This window comes from Nisaea sp. (assembly GCF_034670185.1).
Taxonomy (GTDB): Bacteria; Pseudomonadota; Alphaproteobacteria; order Thalassobaculales; family Thalassobaculaceae; genus Nisaea.
The window spans coordinates 1,946,602-1,964,783 of the sequence record NZ_JAXMNY010000001.1 but is presented as its reverse complement, the minus strand read 5'-3'; the positions used below and the strand labels follow the sequence as shown (position 1 = coordinate 1,964,783).

17 protein-coding genes and 1 tRNA gene are annotated in these 18,182 nt (G+C 60.2%); 8 read left to right on the top strand and 10 right to left on the bottom strand.

Features of this window, described 5'->3' with window-relative positions:
• The first annotated feature begins 15 nt into the window (after window positions 1-15).
• The 4 genes from VOI22_RS09315 to mnmA all read left to right on the top strand — a co-directional run bounded on the left by VOI22_RS09315 (window position 16) and on the right by mnmA (window position 3,424).
• Window positions 16-1,140 (top strand): cysteine desulfurase family protein, encoded by a 1,125-nt coding sequence (locus tag VOI22_RS09315; protein ID WP_323796227.1) that lies wholly within the window; start codon window positions 16-18, stop codon window positions 1,138-1,140.
• Window positions 1,141-1,175: 35 nt separating this feature from the next.
• Window positions 1,176-1,496, top strand: a complete 321-nt coding sequence (locus VOI22_RS09310) for a 2Fe-2S iron-sulfur cluster-binding protein (RefSeq protein WP_028464378.1) — start codon at window positions 1,176-1,178, stop codon at window positions 1,494-1,496.
• Window positions 1,493-2,179, top strand: a complete 687-nt coding sequence (gene tenA / locus VOI22_RS09305; protein WP_416366133.1) for a thiaminase II — start codon at window positions 1,493-1,495, stop codon at window positions 2,177-2,179. The genes VOI22_RS09310 and tenA overlap by 4 nt, the downstream gene beginning before the upstream one ends.
• Before the next feature lie 66 nt (window positions 2,180-2,245).
• Window positions 2,246-3,424 (top strand): tRNA 2-thiouridine(34) synthase MnmA, encoded by a 1,179-nt coding sequence (mnmA, locus tag VOI22_RS09300; RefSeq protein WP_323796226.1) that lies wholly within the window; start codon window positions 2,246-2,248, stop codon window positions 3,422-3,424.
• Between the two features lie 24 nt (window positions 3,425-3,448).
• Here mnmA and VOI22_RS09295 read toward each other — a convergent pair whose 3' ends face one another.
• Window positions 3,449-4,030: a YqaA family protein gene (locus VOI22_RS09295; RefSeq protein ID WP_323796225.1), complete on the bottom strand. Its 582-nt coding sequence runs from the start codon at window positions 4,028-4,030 to the stop codon at window positions 3,449-3,451.
• A gap of 144 nt (window positions 4,031-4,174) precedes the next feature.
• On the opposite strand from VOI22_RS09295, the gene VOI22_RS09290 reads away from it, so the two are divergent.
• A tRNA-Leu gene (locus VOI22_RS09290) sits at window positions 4,175-4,261 on the top strand.
• Between the two features lie 364 nt (window positions 4,262-4,625).
• The gene (locus VOI22_RS09285) at window positions 4,626-5,858 is read left to right on the top strand and encodes a hypothetical protein (protein ID WP_323796224.1); all 1,233 of its coding nucleotides are present in this window, start codon (window positions 4,626-4,628) and stop codon (window positions 5,856-5,858) included.
• A gap of 31 nt (window positions 5,859-5,889) precedes the next feature.
• On the opposite strand, the gene VOI22_RS09280 is transcribed toward VOI22_RS09285, so the two are convergent.
• The 4 genes from VOI22_RS09280 to VOI22_RS09265 all read right to left on the bottom strand — a co-directional run bounded on the left by VOI22_RS09280 (window position 5,890) and on the right by VOI22_RS09265 (window position 10,629).
• Window positions 5,890-6,768 carry a DMT family transporter gene (locus VOI22_RS09280; protein ID WP_323796223.1) on the bottom strand — a complete coding sequence of 293 codons (879 nt, stop codon included), beginning with the start codon at window positions 6,766-6,768 and terminating at the stop codon, window positions 5,890-5,892.
• Window positions 6,765-8,033: a TIGR04372 family glycosyltransferase gene (locus VOI22_RS09275; RefSeq protein WP_323796222.1), complete on the bottom strand. Its 1,269-nt coding sequence runs from the start codon at window positions 8,031-8,033 to the stop codon at window positions 6,765-6,767. Before VOI22_RS09275 ends, VOI22_RS09280 begins: the two co-directional genes overlap by 4 nt.
• A 264-nt stretch (window positions 8,034-8,297) precedes the next feature.
• Complete coding sequence (locus VOI22_RS09270) at window positions 8,298-9,557, bottom strand: TIGR04372 family glycosyltransferase (protein ID WP_323796221.1); 1,260 nt, start codon at window positions 9,555-9,557, stop codon at window positions 8,298-8,300.
• Window positions 9,558-9,567: 10 nt separating this feature from the next.
• Window positions 9,568-10,629: an NAD-dependent epimerase/dehydratase family protein gene (locus tag VOI22_RS09265; RefSeq protein WP_323796220.1), complete on the bottom strand. Its 1,062-nt coding sequence runs from the start codon at window positions 10,627-10,629 to the stop codon at window positions 9,568-9,570.
• Between the two features lie 204 nt (window positions 10,630-10,833).
• On the opposite strand from VOI22_RS09265, the gene VOI22_RS09260 reads away from it, so the two are divergent.
• On the top strand, window positions 10,834-11,643 hold the full coding sequence (locus VOI22_RS09260) for an IclR family transcriptional regulator (RefSeq protein ID WP_323796219.1): 810 nt from the start codon (window positions 10,834-10,836) through the stop codon (window positions 11,641-11,643).
• A gap of 18 nt (window positions 11,644-11,661) precedes the next feature.
• Here VOI22_RS09260 and cysE read toward each other — a convergent pair whose 3' ends face one another.
• The 3 genes from cysE to VOI22_RS09245 form a co-directional block, all read right to left on the bottom strand.
• On the bottom strand, window positions 11,662-12,480 hold the full coding sequence (gene cysE / locus VOI22_RS09255; protein WP_323796218.1) for a serine O-acetyltransferase: 819 nt from the start codon (window positions 12,478-12,480) through the stop codon (window positions 11,662-11,664).
• Window positions 12,481-12,601: 121 nt separating this feature from the next.
• The gene (locus VOI22_RS09250; RefSeq protein ID WP_323796217.1) at window positions 12,602-13,648 is read right to left on the bottom strand and encodes a permease; all 1,047 of its coding nucleotides are present in this window, start codon (window positions 13,646-13,648) and stop codon (window positions 12,602-12,604) included.
• 49 nt (window positions 13,649-13,697) lie between these two features.
• The gene (locus tag VOI22_RS09245; RefSeq protein WP_036552997.1) at window positions 13,698-14,018 is read right to left on the bottom strand and encodes an ArsR/SmtB family transcription factor; all 321 of its coding nucleotides are present in this window, start codon (window positions 14,016-14,018) and stop codon (window positions 13,698-13,700) included.
• A 168-nt stretch (window positions 14,019-14,186) separates the two neighbouring features.
• On the opposite strand from VOI22_RS09245, the gene VOI22_RS09240 reads away from it, so the two are divergent.
• Window positions 14,187-15,680: an alkaline phosphatase family protein gene (locus VOI22_RS09240; RefSeq protein WP_323796216.1), complete on the top strand. Its 1,494-nt coding sequence runs from the start codon at window positions 14,187-14,189 to the stop codon at window positions 15,678-15,680.
• A 2-nt stretch (window positions 15,681-15,682) separates the two neighbouring features.
• Here the strand turns inward: VOI22_RS09240 and VOI22_RS09235 are convergent, their stop codons facing one another.
• Window positions 15,683-17,047 (bottom strand): MATE family efflux transporter, encoded by a 1,365-nt coding sequence (locus tag VOI22_RS09235; protein ID WP_323796215.1) that lies wholly within the window; start codon window positions 17,045-17,047, stop codon window positions 15,683-15,685.
• Between the two features lie 200 nt (window positions 17,048-17,247).
• Window positions 17,248-18,180 (bottom strand): SMP-30/gluconolactonase/LRE family protein, encoded by a 933-nt coding sequence (locus VOI22_RS09230; protein WP_323796214.1) that lies wholly within the window; start codon window positions 18,178-18,180, stop codon window positions 17,248-17,250.
• Between the last annotated feature and the right edge of the window lie 2 nt (window positions 18,181-18,182).

Sequence of the window (18,182 nt, the reverse complement as noted above, 5' to 3'; positions counted from 1 at the left end):
GGATTTGGGGCAACAATGTCAGATAGAGTCTATGCGGACTACAATGCGACAGCGCCGCTAAGAGATGAAGCCCGCAGCGCGATGATCGGCGCGATGGATGCCGTTGGCAATCCATCCTCCGTTCACGGAGCGGGCCGGGAGGCTCGTGCGCTGATCGAAACGGCCCGCCGTCAGGTGGCGGGCTTGATCGGTGCTGCTCCGCAATCGGTCGTGTTCACCAGCGGCGGCACGGAAGCCTCAGCTCTGGCCCTCAAAGGCTGCGGACGCACCCGGATTATCACCAGCGCGATCGAACATGAAGCGGTCCTCGCGGCCATGCCGGATGCTGCCCGCCTGCCGGTCGATGCCGACGGCGTTCTGGACCTTGATGCTCTGCGGGCCGCGCTGTCGGATGGCGGAGAGGCCAGCGGAAAGGATTGCCTCGTCTCTGTGCAATGGGCGAACAATGAAACCGGCGTGTTGCAACCAATCGAGCAGATCGTCGAAATAGCACATGCAAGCGGGGCTCTGGTTCACAGCGACGCGGTGCAGGGCGCGGGCAAGCTTCCCATCGACATGAAAGCCGCCGGCGTCGATCTGATGTCCCTCTCTGCCCACAAAATCGGCGGGCCCGCGGGTGTTGGCGCTCTTGTCGTGCGCGAGGGACTGGATCTCAAGGCTGTTCAGTCAGGTGGCGGGCAGGAGAAGGGGCGTCGCTCGGGCACGGAGAACAAGATTGGTATTGTCGGTTTCGGTGCCGCGGCTGAAGCTTCTCTCGCTGCGTTAGAGGATTGGTCGCGTGTCTCGGCTCTGCGCGACCGGTTCGAAGCGGCTGTTCGGAAGGCCGGGAACGGCGCCCGGATCTTTTCGTCGGGAGCCGCGCGCCTGCCGAATACCAGTTGCGTGTCGATCAGCGGTGCCAGGGGGGAGACGCAGGTGATTGCGCTGGACCTTGCCGGGATCGCCGTCAGCTCGGGCTCTGCCTGCTCGTCCGGTAAAGTCCGGCGCAGCCATGTGCTGGACGCCATGGACCCGGGCTCCCCGGATGCGGAGACCGCAATTCGTGTTTCGGTAGGGTGGGAAACCACAGAAGAAGATATCGACAGGCTTGTCGCGGCGTGGTGCGATTTGTACAACCGTTCGTCAGCCGACCAACAATAATCCGCCGGATAAGCGGATATCGAACGGAGAGTGATTTGCCCCGTATGACATTCATCGGCCGTGACGGTACCCGTCAGGAAGTCGATGCACCGCTCGGATACACGCTGCTGCAGATTGCGCGCGAAAACGATGTCGATATCGAAGGCGCCTGCGAGGGATGTCTCGCCTGTGCGACCTGCCATGTCCACGTCGCTCCGGAATGGTATGAGAAGGTGCCGGCGCCGAGCGATGACGAGGAAGACATGCTCGATCTGGCCTTCAATATCGTCGATACGTCCCGCCTCGGCTGTCAGATCCGGATCACGGAAGAACTTGACGGCCTGGTCGTGACCCTGCCGCCGGACGGCACGGCGTGAGCGAGATCCTTGTTCCTGAGGGCGGCTTCCTTGGCCGGCTGATCGCCGCTGCGCCGGATGCGTGGCAGGCCTATACCGCACATCCTTTCGTCACGGGCATGGCGGACGGCACATTGCCGGAAGCGGCGTTCAAGCATTATCTGGGACAGGATTACCTGTTCCTGATCCATTTTGCCCGGGCCTACGGCCTTGCGGTCTACAAGGCGGACCGGCTTGAGGACATGCGCGCAGCCTCCGCCGTCATCTCCGGCATTCTCGATGTGGAGATGGACCTGCATGTCAAATATTGCGCCGGGTGGGGACTGACCGAAGCGGAGATGGCCGCGCTGCCGGAAGACCCGGCCTGTATGGCCTATACACGCTATGTGCTGGAGCGCGGCATGGCGGGTGACATGCTCGACCTGCATGTGGCGCTGGCGCCATGCGTCGTTGGCTATGGCGTGATCGGTGCCCATCTTGCGGCGGACCCGGCGACGAAGCGAGACGGCAATCCTTATCTCGCCTGGATCGAGATGTATGCGGGCGAGGAATATCAGGATGTGGCACGCGGTGCGGCCGCCCATCTCGACGCTCTCGCGGCCCGGCGCGGCGGTGAAGACCGGTTCGCCGACCTTGCCAAAACATTCGAGGCGGCGACCGTGCTGGAGCGGGATTTCTGGCAGATGGGCCTGAATGCCGTCTGAGCGCGGATACAGCCATGCGCTGAGTTTGCTTGTTTCCGCCGCCGCTTTTCCTATATTGCGCCCATTATGACAGCACACACGCTCAACTCGCTCGGTATCGCCAAGGCCCCAAAGGACACGCGGGTCGTCGTCGCTATGTCCGGCGGTGTCGACAGTTCCGTGACCGCGGCCCTTATGGCGGAGCAGGGCTACGATGTCGTCGGCATCACGCTGCAGCTCTATGACCACGGAGCGGCTCTGGCCAAGAAGGGCGCCTGCTGTGCTGGGCTTGATATCCATGATGCGCGCACTGTCGCCGATACGTTGGGCTTCCCGCATTATGTGCTCGATTACGAGAGCCGGTTCCGTCAGGAAGTGATCGACGATTTCGCCGACAGCTATTTGCGTGGCGAAACCCCGATCCCCTGCGTGCGCTGCAATCAGACCGTCAAGTTCCGCGATCTGCTTGCGACCGCCAGGGAGCTGCGGGCCGACGTGCTTTGCACCGGTCACTATGTGCGCCGGCTTGAGGGAGCGAACGGAGCGGAACTGCACCGCGCCATCGATCCTCAGAAGGATCAGAGTTATTTTCTGTTCGCCACCACGCGTGAGCAGCTCGACTTCCTGCGCTTCCCGCTCGGCGGCATGGAAAAAGAGGAAACACGCGCGCATGCCCGGCGTTTCGGGCTCACCATCGCGGACAAGCCGGATAGCCAGGATATCTGCTTCGTGCCGAACGGGCGTTATGCCGAACTGGTGGAGAAGCTGCGCCCGGGTGCGGCGGAGCCCGGAGAGATCGTGCATCTCGACGGTACCGTGCTCGGTCGCCATGAAGGCATTATCCACTACACCATCGGTCAGAGAAAAGGCCTCGGCATCGGTGGCCGTCGCCGCGATGAAGACGGCAATCCCGATACCGACCCTCTCTATGTCGTCCGGCTCGATCCGGCGGCATGCAAGGTGGTCGTTGGGCCGCGTGAGGCGCTGGGTCGCGAGACTGTCTATGTGGATCAGTTGAACTGGCTCGGTGATGCGCTGCCGGGAGAGGCCGGCATATCGGTCGAGGTGAAACTGCGCTCCGCCACCCGCCCGGCAACGGCGCGGATCTATACGGACAGCGAAGGGCGCGGCCGCATCCAGCTCGATACGCCGCAGCATGGCATTGCTCGCGGACAGGCCGCTGTCTTCTACACGCCCGGCGACTCGACACGGGTGCTTGGCGGCGGCTGGATCACCGGCACCGAAGAGGCTGCCGCCGCAGCCTGACCCCGGTGCGAAGCCGGAAGCGTATCAGGCCAGGAATTTGATCAGCGCGAAGCCGCCAACCAGCAGCAGGAATGCGGCGGTGGTCCAGAGCCCGAGATTTTTCTCGATGGTCTTCTGCACGGCCGGCCCGAATTTCCAGCACAGCGCGGCGACGAGATAGAACCGGAGGCCCCGAGCCAGAACCGAGGCGATGACGAAGACCGCAAGGTCGAGATGGGCCACGCCGCTGGCAATGGTGATCACCTTGTAGGGAAACGGCGTGATCCCGGCACCGAACACGATCCAGGCACCCCATTCGTTATACTGATCGGTGAAGGAAGCGAACTTCTCCGCATAGCCGTAGAATTCGAGCAGCGGCAGGCCGATAGCCTCATAGAGCAGGGCACCGATAGCATAGCCCAGCATACCGCCGAGGACGGACGCAACGGTGCAGATGCCCGCCGCGCGCCAGGCATTGCGCCGATCGGCCAGCACCATCGGGATCAGCATGGTGTCCGGTGGGATCGGGAAGACCGAGCTTTCGATGAAGGAAATCAGCGCCAGCCAGTAATTTGCCCGCTTGTGCGAGGCGGCCCGCATCAATCGCTCGTAGGTCGCTTGCAGCATGCTGTCAGATGTCCCGGAAATCGGGCCGGGTTCCTTCCGGCGCGACGAACGATTTAGCAGTCGTTGCGGTTGCCGTGCAAGCTGCCGGTTGCGGATTGACCGGCCCCTGCTTTTGGCTATTATGCGCGCTCCTCGCCAAGCGGGGCCCCTGTGGCGGAATCGGTAGACGCGGCAGATTCAAAATCTGTTTCCGGCAACGGAGTGGGAGTTCGAGTCTCCCCGGGGGCACCATTTCATCCAAAGCCATGTTTTCACCTGCCGCCGTGCTGGCCATTAGGCGTGGTGGTGGTCTGGAGTGGTGCCAGGTTCCAGCCAAAAACGTCTATCACCTGCTCGCCGCCAGCCATCTCACAGGTTTCACAAACCTGGGGGCAAGTGCGGAGCATCGGCAACAGCGACGCTCGTCTCTGGCGTGGAGGCTGCTGGCGAGCGCAGATCCCAACGCGGGCGAAGCCTGGTTCTAAGTCATATAATTTTTGCCGCTTTTTATAAGAAAACCTGAGCTTCATCAAACCGCTTCATAGTTTGAAAATCTTGCAAAAAGCACCGATTTTTGCGCTAATTAGTCAACCTGCAAGCTTTAGGATTCCGCCATATGGCGAATAATATCAGTGTCGCGCAAACCTTCGAACGGCGCGGAACCTGTGTCCCGTTCACGTCGGGGGATTCCCTGCGCCATACACGCGCCCGTCTTTATCAGCACGGAAATGACAGAATCCTCGAAGCGGTGATCCCGAGTTTCGGCGGTGGCCGGCGTGGCGAGTTGATGGTGGTGCCTTGGAAGGACCTGCCTGATTTCGTTCAGATGTCAGACCGGGACAGGGAGCTGCACGAAGGTATTCCGGGAATTGTCGGCAAGAATGGCATCGACCCGTTGCAGGTGCGCGAGCTTCTTCACAAGGTGAATGCCGCCTATTCAGACGATCCGGAAGAGAGAGCCAGGGCGCGCGAGCAGGCCCAGCAGGATAGCGAGGACAAGGAAGTTGTCCGGATGTCCTGTATCGCCCAATTGATGAAGGAATGCGGTATCGAACGGGGTGACCCGGTCATGGCAGGCGCTAATACCAAAACGCTGGTCGATCTGATGACCGCCGAAGAGTCGAAGACGCATTTCGACCTTGAGATGCTGATCGACCGGGTTTTCCTGTTCGCCTCCCAGCGCAGCGGTGTGAGCATCGACAACGTGCGGGAATGGCTGGAACCACTGGTCGGCCTGATCACACCGTTCGGAACCGTGAAAGGCACTCAGGCGGACCGCACCAACGGCCACCTGTTTCTGGAACACGTCAACCTGATGGAGTTCCGGAAATCCGTAGCGGCCTATATGGAGCAGAAGCCGGAAGAATATGCTGCGGCAGCGGACGTTTTGCTCGAAGTCGTGGATCAGACCATCCGCTACGTGGATGAGCGGATCGTGACGCTGGATTCCCTCCTCGGAAGTTTTGCCAATGTCTTCTCCCAGCAGGACACGAATGTGTCCTACCTCATCAAGCTGCGCCGCGATGTGGCCTTTGCGCTTGATGGCTGGAATGACTTGATCGAGTACTGGACAGAGGCCGATGCACTGGACTGCAAAAAGCCGGACTGTGTTGAAAACCGTGACCGTGCCGTTGCGTATGTCATGAATTTCCTGCCGATCATTCCGCATCGGGAACTTCATCCGGAAGACGGTTTCGACAGTCAGGCGAGTATCGAACGCGCCCGCGTGAAGATTGTCGCGGCCATGCATTCCTGGTCGACCGAGGAGTTGGACAATGAGCTGGCGCGCCGGGTCGAGAGAGGCCAGAAGAAACATGCTGATGAAGAGGCGGGTCGGCTGATTTCCTGAACCTGAATGCAGGCTTCAGCGCCGTTTCGACTCAACGCCGCCCGGATTGGGGAAACACGACCAGCGCAACACCGATCGCTGTCACCAGAATGCCGATTCCGGCAACAGGCGTTATTTCCTCCCCGAATGCGACATATGCCATGACGGCTGCCGTCGGCGGCACGAGATAGAACAGGCTTGCGACCTTCGTGGCCTGGCCATGTTTGATCAGCGTCATGAGCAGCGAATAGGCTCCGAGCGACACAACGAGAGAGAGCCAGAGATAGGCGCCGATGAAGGCGGGTGCCGGGACCAGAACCATGCTTTCGAACAGCGCGGCACCGGTGAGGGTCACGATAAAAGCGGTCGCGCACTGGATGGCGCTACCGGTGATCAGGTTCATGTCGGTCGCATAGCGTTTCTGATAGAGCGTCCCAATGCTGATCGAGGCAAGGGCCAGGATCGAGAGACCGATGCCGGTCATGCTGACGCCGTCGACACTCATCCGGTCAGACAGCACCAGTGCCATACCGGCGAAACCGACAAAGCACCCCAACCATTGCTGGCGTGTCGGCGGCTCGCCGAGAAAGAGGCCAGCCGCAATGGCCGTCAGGACGGGCTGGAGCCCGGTGACGAGTGCGACGAGCGCGGCAGGCATGCCGCTGTGAATAGCGATGAAGATGCTGGAGAGATAAATCGCGTGCAGAAAGAAGCCGACGACTGCGATGTCGAAGACGCCGCGCACGGTCTTCGGCCAGCGGGCGCCGGTGATCAGGGCAATGGTGATGAAGATCGCCGTGACAAGGCCGAACCGGCTCGCCATGAAGGTGAGCGGTTCGACATGCGACAGGCCGAATTTCGCGGCGATGAATGCCGAGCTCCAGAGCACGACAAAGATCACCGGGGCGGCGACCTGTATAAGTTTGTTCATTCAAGAAAGTCCGGATGGGTTTCCAGGTAACTGTCAGCAAGCCGCGTCCATGGGAGAGCGTAGCCGTATTGGGTCTGCTTGGCAGAGATTGATGATGGGTCGACTGGTTCGCCACCTGCTTCGAGCAAGGCGTGATAGTCGCCACCGATTTCCAGAAACCGTGCCGTAGCTGTCTGATCTTCGACATGCTCACCGTCGAGCGTCCGGTGCATTTCGTCAACCGCTGCGCGTATTTCCTCAGCAGTGTTGTCCTCAATGGAAAACCCGCATTCGCCAAGGGCTTCGGCGGTTGCGGGGCGAGCAGCTACATGGGCTTCGAGCAAATCCCGGTAGCTGGCCACGCGACCATTATCGGTCTTCCGGTATGTCTTGAAGAGCAGCTTGTCGCGCTCGTTCATCCACATGCCGCATTGCAGGACGCCGTTCACCTGGAGCTGCGGCACTCCGAGTATCCGGAAGACGGCTTCCGGGCCAGACGAACAGGTAATGCCAAAATGGGCGCGGGCGATGATTCCCGGATCAAGCAGGGTCGAATATCCGGGGATCCTGCAGGCCTCATGATAGTGCGGGTGCTCCAACGTCAACGGGATTGAATCGCGGACGCCGATGCGCAGGATCCGGTATCCGTTTTCCAAGAGTTGCTCGACGGCCGGCTTATAGGTTTCGATATTTGCCGCGCGAAAGGCGTGCACTTTCAAGTCGGGCAGAAAATTCAGATCGCGGACATTAAGGACGACGATCCGGTCGGAAGGCGAGATGCCAAGCGATGTCAGGAAATCATTTGTTGCGGCCGTCACGTCTTGGCTCACTGGGAAGTGACGCGGGCGCCGCCCGGGGGTTTTCAAGACTTTGATATAGTCGTCGATCAGTCCAGTGGTTCCGCGTTGATGCCATGTAAGCTTGCCAGCCCGTGTAATGCTGGCCCCTATGTGCCCCATTAGTAGCAAGTCGCCGTCCGTTGTCTCCGCGAGTTCGAAGATTTTCTCGAGGATTGATCTGAGGCCGAGGCTATGCTGGGCGATGGAGCGGTGCGGTATCAGGAGCACCAATCTGGCGTGCTCTTCCCCGTAAAGTTCCCAGAAAGCGTGCGGCTCCATTGCAAAGTGCCCGATGCGCCATGCGAGCGGCAGGATGTGGAGAGCTGTCTGCCCTTCCTGTGCAAGATAGGGCGCGAGGCTTTGGATCAACCGGGTGACGCGCTCGGGGGCAAAAACGTTCTTGAGTTCTTCTTCGCTGAGGCGATATGGACCGGCGGAATCTGACATTGCTCAGCGCTCATAATAAAATGGAGTGGAGCGTGTGAATCCACCCGCACCCGTTATGTAAATGCTCATGCGTCTGACTTACTCTCCAAAACCTGATCCCAATCCGGATTAACGCAGCCCCGCGCGCGGGGCAAACGCAAAAGGCAAACAGATAATCCAAACATGCGATTATTGCGAGTGACCGCGATAGTCCGGGATAGTGATTAAGTTGAGCGTTAGGGGATGATTTGCCGAATTCCGGAGCGCTGATCCTAGTCACAGTATCTATTCGAGAAATTCCGGATGGGAACTTACATAACTGTCTGCAAGTTGTGTCCAGGGAAGAGCGTAGCCGTATTGGGTTTGGCGGCGAACAACCGATCTGCGATCAGCCGGATGCCCGGTGTTGCCGAGGAAGGCCTGGTAATCGGCACCAATTTTCAGAAAACGCTGATTGGTGGTTTCGTCGGGACGGTGTTCATTGGAAAGTGAGGCGTCCATCTCGATCACAGCCTCCAGGATTTCTTCGGCGGTGTTGTCCTTCACCGTAAACCCGCACCTCGCAACATTTTCTACATCGGAAAAGAGAGCGACGCCTTGCATCAGCAGAGAGTGAAGTCTCGCCGGTTTGCCATCATTGATCGCATGATAGGTCTTGAAAACCAGCTTGTCTTGAGGATTCATCCACATGCCTGATTGCAAGACACCATTTGCCATGAGTTGTGGCACGCCAAGGATGCGAAATACCGCTTCCGGGCCTGATGAGCAGGTGACACCAAAGCGCGCGCGCGCGATCAGGCCGGGATCCAGCAAGTCCGTATAGTCCGGCTCCTTCCAGATATCGAGATAGCGGGGATGGGCGAATGGTGCTTCGACCGAACCGGCCAGGCCGGTGCGCAGGACCCAATATCCCTGATCCAGCAGATACCGTACCGCTGGCTCGTAAGTTGTAATATCTGCGGTGCGATAGAAATGTGCGTCCTGGTCAGGCAGGAAATTACGGTCGCGGACATTGAGGACGACGATCCGGTCGCGCTCTCCTATTCCACGCCGTTCACAGAATTCTTGCGCAGCGAATGACACTTTTTCCGGGATGGGGAAATGGCGCGGCTGCCGACCGGCATTATTGAGGAGTTTAATGTAATCGTCGAGCAGCCCGGCGGGACCGCGCTGGTACCAGGTTAGAGGGCCGACACTGAGAGTTCCTGCATCCATGTGGCCCATGAGCATGGTTTGTCTATTGGTCGTCTCGGCGATTGTAACAAAGGGCTCGATTACGGCACGGACGCCCGCGCTGTGGTAGGCACGCGTTGCCGGGGGGATGACAATGATCTGCTGGTCGTGACTTTCTCTGAACAGCTCCCAGAGTGCATGGGGCTCCATTGCGAGATGTCCGATGCGCCACGCCAGCGGCATGATGTGAGCGACGGATGCTGTTCCTGACGACAGGTAACCTGAGATCTCGCGGACAAACGCGGTGACGTGCTCGGGTGCGAGGATGTTCGAGAGTTCGTCGCTCCGGCTCGGCTTTTGCTCATCCGCCATCTGCGGGCCTCTATCTCAGCAGAGGTTCCAGCGTCGCGCGCTGGACCTCCAGCCATTCGAAGATATTGTCGAGAAGATCGTCCAGCGTTCGCTTTGGTCGCCAGTCGAACGTGCGTGAGACCTTGCGGGAGTCTGTAACGAACCAGGGTATGTCCGCTGGGTTTGTTTCGGGATTGCACGCGATCCCGAGGGAGCGTCCGGATCGCGTGGAGCAGGCGTCCGTCAGCTCTTTGAGCGAGGTTGCATTGTTCGCCCCGCCACCGGTATTCCAGACGCCTGTCGTTGCCTCCTCTGCTTTTGTGAGCTGAAGGGCGATCAGGTCATACAAATCGTCCACATGCAGCACGTCCCGGACCTGGTGTCCGTGACCGCCGAAACCGTTATAGGACAAAGTGCCGCCATAGAGATGGCGGGCCGCCCAGAGGCTCATGAAGCCCTGGTCTACCTTGCCCATTTGCCATGGCCCCGCGAGAACGCCGCAGCGGTTGATGATGGCTTTCAATCCGAAAGCGGCCCGGTATTCCTCAATGAAATGTTCCGAGCTCAGTTTTGTCGTGCCGTAGAGGGAACGGTGACCGGTGAGGTCGAAGTCTTCGGCGATGCCATATTCTGACCATCCGGGCCCTGCGGCACCTGTCGGCAGGGCGAGCCGGTTGCATTTCGTTTCGAGTGGAAGCGCGCGCAATGGGTCGATCGGGTAGACGCGGCTGGTAGAGAGAAACACGAAGGTCGCATCGTGTGTCCTCGCGGCCTCCAGGCAGTTCAGTGTGCCACGAAGATTTGTGTCGATCAGATAGGCCGGGTTTCCGCCGTATCCGGCCTGGACCGAGGGCTCTGCGGAGCACTCGATCAGCAGGTCCATGGGGCCAAGAGCTGCGATGTCGCTCGGGTCGCGGATATCGGCATGCTCGAACCGGACACCTGCCTCGCGCAGCCGCAGCAGGTTCAGCTCGCTGCCGCGGCGTTTCAGATTATCGGCGGCAATCACCTCGGCGCCTGGATTGTCGCGTTTGAAGGCAAGAGAGAGGTTGGATCCGACGAAGCCGGCCCCTCCGGTTACGAGAATGCGCATGTGTCTGACGTAAGGTCCAAAGCCTGTCCTGATCCGGCTTAACGCAGCCCCGGGCGCGGGGCAAATGCAAATCGGAACAATTCATTCTCAGAATGCAATTGTATCCCACGATACGGAAATCTAAGATGCCGGAAATCGGCGATCCAACGGACCGGTGCAGGAAAATAAATTGTATACAAAAGATACAGGGAAGATACCGAGTTCATGAACGCAATTCCGAAGCGATCAGATTCCGAGCGATCTGGCCAAATCCAGTCTGTAGCACGCGCCATTAGTGTATTGAATGCGCTGGCTGCCGACGAGGACGGCATGACCCTTACCCAGATTGCTCATACCGTTACATTGCCGCCGTCGACAGTGCACCGGCTGCTGACGACCTTGCAGCAGGAACGCTATGTCAGGTTCGACACCGAGCGCGGCGCCTGGCAGATCGGTGTTCAATGCTTCGCCGTCGGTAACGCCTTCCTGCGCACGCGGGATCTGGTGGCGATTACCCGGCCCTATATGCGGCGCCTGATGGAAGAAAGCGGGGAGACGGTAAATCTGGCTGTCCGTGACAATGACGAAATGGTCTATCTGGCCCAGGTTGAATGCCGCGAGATGATGCGGGCATTTGCCAAGCCGGGAGCGCGGGTTCCCATTGCAGGCTCCGCCGTGGGCAAGACCCTGCTGGCACGGATGAAAACGGAAGACGTGTCCAAGCTGCTCACGCGGGTCGGATCGGAGCACAAGACCCGCCGCACCATCGATGCCTTGCCGCGGATGGAGCAGGAGTTGGCGAGGGTCCGCGAGGTCGAGTACGCCATCGATAACGAGGAGCATTCGGTAGGGCTGCGCTGTGTCGCCTCAGCCGTCTTCGGTCACCATAGCGAGCCGCTTGCCGCCATCTCCATTTCCGGCCCGACAGCGCGGATCACGGATGAGCGGATCGACAAGCTCGGCAAGATCGTCTGTTCGGTTGCCCGGGAAGCGACGGCGGCGCTTGGCGGGATCTGGCCGCCGACGAGTGCCTGACCGTCCCGTAGCGTTGCCTCAGTCGTAATCTTCGGCGAAGAACTGTTGATCCATCGAGAGTGCCGGCTGCGCGCAGCCGGCACTGCCGACCACCTTCGCTGGAACGCCTGCGACCGTGGTGTTCTTGTCGACGCTCTTGAGTACGACAGAGCCTGCGCCGACGCGGGAGCATTCCCCGACTTCGATATTGCCGAGCACGGTCGCCCCGGCGCCGATCATTGTGCCGCGCCGAATCTTCGGATGCCGGTCGCCTGTTTCCTTGCCGGTGCCGCCCAGCGTCACGCCATGCAGCAGGGAGACGCCATCCTCGACAACGGCGGTCTCGCCGATCACCACACCGGTGCCATGGTCGACCATGATGCCTTTGCCGATACGCGCGGCCGGGTGGATGTCGACACCGAAAACACTGTTGATACGGCTCTGGAAATACTTCGCGAGGAAGGTCCGGTCATGGCCCCACAGCCAATGGCCGATCCGGTAGGCCTGCAGGGCATGGAAGCCCTTGAAATAGAGGAACGGCTCAAGATAGCTGGTGCAGGCCGGATCGCGGTCATAGGTGGCGGAAAGATCCGCGCGGGCTGATTCACCAATAGAGGCGTCGGAGAGCATTGCGTTGTGCACGACCTGATAGACGGAGAGATCGCTCATCTCCGTGCCGCCGAGTTTCTGTGAAATCAGATAGGCCAGCGCGTCCTCGAAGGTGCGCTGGTCCATAACGCTGGCATGCATCCAGCTCGCCAGAGCGGATTCCTGTTCCGCCCATTGAGCCGCATCGGTGAGCATAGAGCTCCAGACCGGGTCGACGACTGCCTTCGGCTTCGGATTGGCGTCTACCATTCTGTTCTCCCCGCCGTCTTGCCGGCGTCCGTGGCAACCGCCGCCCATCGGGGCGGCGGTGTTGTTCAGGATAGGTAGGTATCCCAAATGCGGAAGCAATATCCAGTCTAACGCAAGGATATCATGCCAAAACCGCAAGATAGAGGGAAAACCCATAAGCCGCGGCCAAAGAGCCGACCAGCCCAAGTGCCAGATACCAGGTGAAGACACCGCCGCGCACCAGGGCAAACACGGCCATCGAGGCCGGGATGCTGGTGATGCCGCCGGCGATCATGAAACCGAGACCGGCTGCGGGAGTCATGCCGAGATCCATCAGGCCGCCGACCAGCGGAATGGCCGCGTAGCCGTTGAGATAGCTGGGCACGCCGACAAGGATCGCAGCCGGAATGGTCCACCATTCGTCGCCGCCGAGATAGGTTGCCACCTGTTCCGCCGGAACATAGGCCACCATCAGGCTTTCCAGGGTGAAGGCAAGGGTCAGCCATTTCAGCAGGAAAAACCCGGACCGCCTGGCTTCACCGGTGAAGGCCTCCCGGCGCTCCTGGTCTTTCCAGAAACCCCAGACGATTTTGTCTGTCTTCAGAGCGTTGGAGCTACCGCAGCCGCAGGATTTTGCGAGATCGGGGCGCAAGGCGTCTTTGAAAGCACCACCCTTGACCAGCAGGTGCGTGCCAAAGCCGGCAATTGCACCAATGCTGAAGGCGGCGGCAAGTTTCGCGAAAGTGAACTCCAAGCCCACCACCGGTGTCATCAGAATGAACATTTCCGGGTCCATCAGCGGTGATGCAAGCCAGAAGGCCATCACAGGCGCCAGGGGGACTCCGGCGACCAGCAGGCCTGCGATGATCGGCACGACCCCGCAGGAGCAGAAGGGCGATAGAGAGCCGAAAAGGGCAGCCAGCAGGATGGCCTGTGTGGCATTCCCGGAGAAGGCGCGTCCGATCTGATGGTCAAGCCCGCTCGCCCGGGCGAATGCCGCAACAACGACGGAAAGGATTATGAAGGGGCCGACATGCAGAAGAGCATCTAGTGTGAAGACCGCACTTTCCCCGACCTGCTGGGGGACGAGGAGAGCGAGGGCGACAAAGATAAGGGCGGTTGCGATCCAGACCCGGTCGATCCGGCCGAAGCGAAGCGAGAGGGTGCGCGTCAGGTCTGCTGTGGTCATAATTTTATCCGATCCTTCCGGAATCATCGAACTATTTGATCAAAAAAACTCACGCGTCCTGCGTCTCGTCTGTCTGCACAACGTCCAGGCCGCTGCAGCACTCGGCGCAGAGATAGGCAACCAGGGCATCGGCCAGCTCGAAATTCGCCGTGCAGCGAAGCACCCGGCCTTCTCGCTCCTGCCGTGCCAGACCGGCCCAGACGAGATGCGAGATATGATGGGAGAGCGTGGATTTCGGGATATTCAGATGCCTTTGAATATCGCCGACCGTGACTCCCTCCGGCCCCGCCTTGATAAGCAGGCGAAAGGCTTCGAGGCGATGCGGGTTGCCCAGTTCAGACAGGCATTTCGAGGCGGTTTCTATGTCCATGATCTGAAGGTAGGCATGGAAAACGGATCAGTCAACGATAATTCTAGATTTATCGAACTATCGTGATTTTACACTGTCATAGAGCTTTCATGGAGCGCTGCCTTGTCCGCGCCCGATTGCGGGCCGACAATACAATTGTCAATTCGCTGATTTTATCTGGGGGTTTCCATGGCGCGACCGCGTTTTTTGTTTGTCCTTTTCGACGGTCTGCGTCGCGATATGGTGCGGCCGGATACCGCCCCGAATATTCATGGTTTTCGCCAGTCCTGGACTGACTTCCCGAACAGCGCCTCGGTCTTCCCGGTGGAAACACGGGTCCAGGTCTCCAGCTTCGTGACGGGCGCTTTTCCTGGGCCTGCGGCGCAGCACCCGGTGGGTGACGGGCCACGGCCGGGACACGGTATCATGGGCAATACTTTCTATGACCCCGCGCTCGGTTTCGATGGCCCGATGGACACGTCCGACGATGTCAAGATGGCCGAGGCGGCACGCCGTTATGGCCGGCTGCAGGGGGCCCGCAACGTAGGCGAGATCCTGCATGAGGCCGGGCTCAAATACGCGGTCGTGACCACGGGCAAGATCGGCAATGCCCGGTTGCTCAATCTTAATGCGGCGGAGCATGGCCAGCCGGTCTTTTCCATCTGGGGCGCCGATATCTCCAGCCCCGCCGCCGACTTTGATGGTGTGATCGAACGGCACGGTCCGGTGCCCCAGCAGCAGTTCCCGAATGTTGCCGTACAGGATTATGCAGCGACCGTGCTGCTCGAGGAATTCATCCCAAAGCATGACGCGGACGTCCAGGTGATCTGGTTCAACGAGCCCGACCTGAGCTTTCACTACAAGGAAATCGGCTCACCGGAATCCCTGGCCGCAATCAAGGCGGTCGACGATGCGTTCCGGCGCATTCTCGACTGGTGGGAGGCGAAAGGTCGGGGAGACGGTTGGCAGATTATTGCCGCGTCCGACCATGGCCAGATCACGGCAACAGAGCAGATTAACGTTGCCGAGGAACTCACCAAAGCCGGTTTCCGGGTCGGCAAGGTGATTGGGTCCGACGTGGACGTTGTGGTGAAGCGCAGCTACGCAGGAGGCATCAGTATCAGGGACCGCGATCCGGCAATGACCGAGAAAGTGTTCCACTGGCTTATCGAGCAGGAATGGTGCGGACTGGTGTTCAGCCGCGCTGAATTGCAGGGTGCATTGCCGATGAGTGCGATCAATGTCTCGAACGAACGTGCACCGGACCTCTATATGGTTCTGCGCACCTCGGATGGCGCGAATGCGTTCGGCTATCCCGGGCTCTGCTATGTCGATAACGGAGACATTCCGCCGGGCGGGGGGATGCATGGCGGGCTGCATCAGCATGAGATCAACAATCTGCTGACCGCCGGTGGCGACCTGTTCCGGCAGGATCACATCGTGGAGACGCCGACCGGCCTGGTCGACGTCCTGCCGACGATGCTGGCCGCACTTGACGTCGAGGCACCGGAAAGCACCACTGGACGCGTGCTGGCCGAAGCCTTCCGGATTGAGACCCGACCACCGTTCTGGAAGGAAATGCTGATCCGGGCGGAGCGGGGCGACTATGCGCAGGAACTCCGCATTGCCCAGATCGAAGGCGTTCCGAACCATTATCTGCGAGGCGGCCGGCGCACCGCCTGAATTCAGGCGGTGGAGGGGCGCTGCCTGATGGCCCGACGCATCAGCAGCTCGAACCGCAGGATCAGGGCGAAGCAGGCGGCGGTCAGGCCGACCGCCAGTCCCATCCAGACCCCGGCGCCTTGCAGCCCGTAAGTGAAGGCGAGGTAGGCGCCGGCCGAAAATCCGAGCACCCAATACCCGAGGAATGCCAGGATTGCCGGGATCGTGGTGTCTTTCAGGCCGCGCAGATTACCCGCGCCCACGGCCTGCCCGGCATCGACGAGCTGGAAGACCGCCGCAATTCTGATGAACTCGACCGCCAGGGCAATCGGGATCGCGTTCTCCGGATCTTCCTGCCTGAGATAGAGCCCAACCAAAGGTTCGGTTGCGAGCCAGAAGGTCAGCGCGGTCAGAGCTGCGATACCGATACCGACGAAGGTCGATACCCGGCCAGCCAGAAGCGCATCTGTAAGGCGGTCCCGGCCCATTGCAAGGCCGACGCGAATGGTGGCTGCTTGGCTGACGCCAAGCGGGATCATGAAGGCGACCGAGGTGCACTGGATGGCCACGGCATGAGCGGCGAGCTGGTCCGGCCCGAAGAGGCCGACCATGAAGGCGCTTGCAGCGAACAGGCCGGCTTCCGCAAGCACGGTCAGGCCGATCGGAATGCCGATCTTCATGATTTCCAGATAACGGACCCAGTCAGGCCGCCAGAACCTGCCAAACAGATTATAGCGGCGGAACTTCCGGTCGGTCACGACGAACAAGGTTTGCGCCAGTAGCATGAAACACTGGACGAGCAGGGTGGCCAGCGCTGCGCCCTCCAGACCGAGAGCCGGAGCGCCGAAATTCCCGAATATCAGCGCATAGTCCGCCACCGCATTCACGCCGATGGCGAGAAGAAGAATGATCAATGAGGAGCGTGGCCGGGAATGGGCGGTGACCAGGTTGCGCAGCACGGTGAAGCACATCAGCGGCAGCAGTCCCCACATTGCCAGGCGGACATATCCGGCGGCAGAGGCTGCAAGCCATGGATCCTGCCCCATCAGCAACATCAGGGCCTCGCCATTCCAGAGAAAGACCAGGCAGGGGAGGCAAAGCGAGATTGCGACCCAGAAACCCTGCCGCAAGGTGCGGCGCACGCCACGAAGCCGGATGGCGCCGATTTCTTGGCTGAACATGGCCGCGGTCGCGGCCAGCAATCCAATACCGAAGAAGGTCAGCGGGAAGATCAGCGATGTGGCGAGTGTTGCCGCCGCCAGCTCGTCCGGACCCAGCCAGCCGATCATGATGACGTCGACCGTGGTCAGGGCAATTGTGGCGAGCTGGGTCAGGACCAGAGGCCAGGAAAGCCTGAAGGTGGCTGCCAGTTCGCGGCGCCAGGTCATGGGGGCAGATCGGGAGTGAGGAACGGACATGAAAACAACTCAGGCTCAAAAGGAATAGACAATGGATGACGGCGCGGGCCGGTGGGCCAGCTACGCGGTCATTCGTTCCGTAAGAGCCTGCAGGTTCGTTTCCATAGGCTGTCTTTAGACCTCATGAGCGGAGGGGTCAAGGCGAACCCCTCAGGGCTCGCCAAGCGCCACTATCTGTTGAGAAAATTCAGACGCAATCCGGCCCGCGGCCAATCCACCGCAGCCAGTTGTCCGGCCCATGAGAGCGTCATGTAGGCGGTTTTCAGATCGGGTCCGCCAAAACAGACGTTGGTTGTATATGGGTCGCCCGTTTCAAAAAACTCGACCATCCCTCCATTCGGGCTGGCGACGGTGATGCCGCCGGTCATCAGGGTGGCGACACAGATATTGCCGTTCTCCTCAAGCGCGAGTGAGTCGAAGCGCCGCCAGCCGGCTTCGGCACTGACAAGGGAGCCGCCATTGAGTGATGGCGGAAAGTCGACCTTGGACACTTCGCCCTCACCGGTGATCGGGTAGGACCAGAGCCGGCCCGTTTCCGTCTCCGCGACATACAGGGTCTTCTCGTCGGGGCTAAGACCGATCCCGTTCGGCGTCAGGAAAGGCTGGATAACTTCCTTGATCATGCTGCCGTCGGATTTTGCGTAATAGACGGCGCCGCGGTCCGTCTCCCGCTCCCGAACCTTGCCGAGATCGGTGAACCAGAATCCGCCATTGCGGTCGAAAACGATATCGTTCGGGCCTTTCAATTGCCGTCCGTTGCAACTGTCGTAAAGTCGTTCGACCTTGCCGGTTTTGAGGTCGATCCGCTCGATCCTGCCGGTTTTGTAATCGGCAGACTGTCCGATCGACCGCATGTTGCCGGAACGCGGGCCGCGCTCGAATGCGAAGCCGCCGTTGTTGCAGACATAGCAGTGCCCATCCGGCCCGATGGCGGCGCCGTTCGGACCATCACCGGGTTCGGCCACGATCTCCTTCTTCCCATCCGGAAAGACGCGGGTCAGCGTGCCGCGTCCGATCTCGACAAGGATGACGGAGCCGTCGGGCATGGCGATCGGGCCTTCGGGAAACATGAGCCCGTCGGTGATGATCCTGATTTTTGACACTT

What these genes read in the sequence shown, in the direction of transcription:
- VOI22_RS09315 (WP_323796227.1), top strand. Translation starts at nt 16, where the DNA reads ATGTCAGATAGAGTCTATGCGGACTACAATGCGACAGCGCCGCTAAGA.
- mnmA (WP_323796226.1), top strand. Translation starts at nt 2,246, where the DNA reads ATGACAGCACACACGCTCAACTCGCTCGGTATCGCCAAGGCCCCAAAG.
- VOI22_RS09295 (WP_323796225.1), bottom strand. Translation starts at nt 4,030, where the DNA reads ATGCTGCAAGCGACCTACGAGCGATTGATGCGGGCCGCCTCGCACAAG.
- VOI22_RS09285 (WP_323796224.1), top strand. Translation starts at nt 4,626, where the DNA reads ATGGCGAATAATATCAGTGTCGCGCAAACCTTCGAACGGCGCGGAACC.
- VOI22_RS09280 (WP_323796223.1), bottom strand. Translation starts at nt 6,768, where the DNA reads ATGAACAAACTTATACAGGTCGCCGCCCCGGTGATCTTTGTCGTGCTC.
- VOI22_RS09275 (WP_323796222.1), bottom strand. Translation starts at nt 8,033, where the DNA reads ATGTCAGATTCCGCCGGTCCATATCGCCTCAGCGAAGAAGAACTCAAG.
- VOI22_RS09270 (WP_323796221.1), bottom strand. Translation starts at nt 9,557, where the DNA reads ATGGCGGATGAGCAAAAGCCGAGCCGGAGCGACGAACTCTCGAACATC.
- VOI22_RS09265 (WP_323796220.1), bottom strand. Translation starts at nt 10,629, where the DNA reads ATGCGCATTCTCGTAACCGGAGGGGCCGGCTTCGTCGGATCCAACCTC.
- VOI22_RS09260 (WP_323796219.1), top strand. Translation starts at nt 10,834, where the DNA reads ATGAACGCAATTCCGAAGCGATCAGATTCCGAGCGATCTGGCCAAATC.
- cysE (WP_323796218.1), bottom strand. Translation starts at nt 12,480, where the DNA reads ATGGTAGACGCCAATCCGAAGCCGAAGGCAGTCGTCGACCCGGTCTGG.
- VOI22_RS09250 (WP_323796217.1), bottom strand. Translation starts at nt 13,648, where the DNA reads ATGACCACAGCAGACCTGACGCGCACCCTCTCGCTTCGCTTCGGCCGG.
- VOI22_RS09245 (WP_036552997.1), bottom strand. Translation starts at nt 14,018, where the DNA reads ATGGACATAGAAACCGCCTCGAAATGCCTGTCTGAACTGGGCAACCCG.
- VOI22_RS09240 (WP_323796216.1), top strand. Translation starts at nt 14,187, where the DNA reads ATGGCGCGACCGCGTTTTTTGTTTGTCCTTTTCGACGGTCTGCGTCGC.
- VOI22_RS09235 (WP_323796215.1), bottom strand. Translation starts at nt 17,047, where the DNA reads ATGACCTGGCGCCGCGAACTGGCAGCCACCTTCAGGCTTTCCTGGCCT.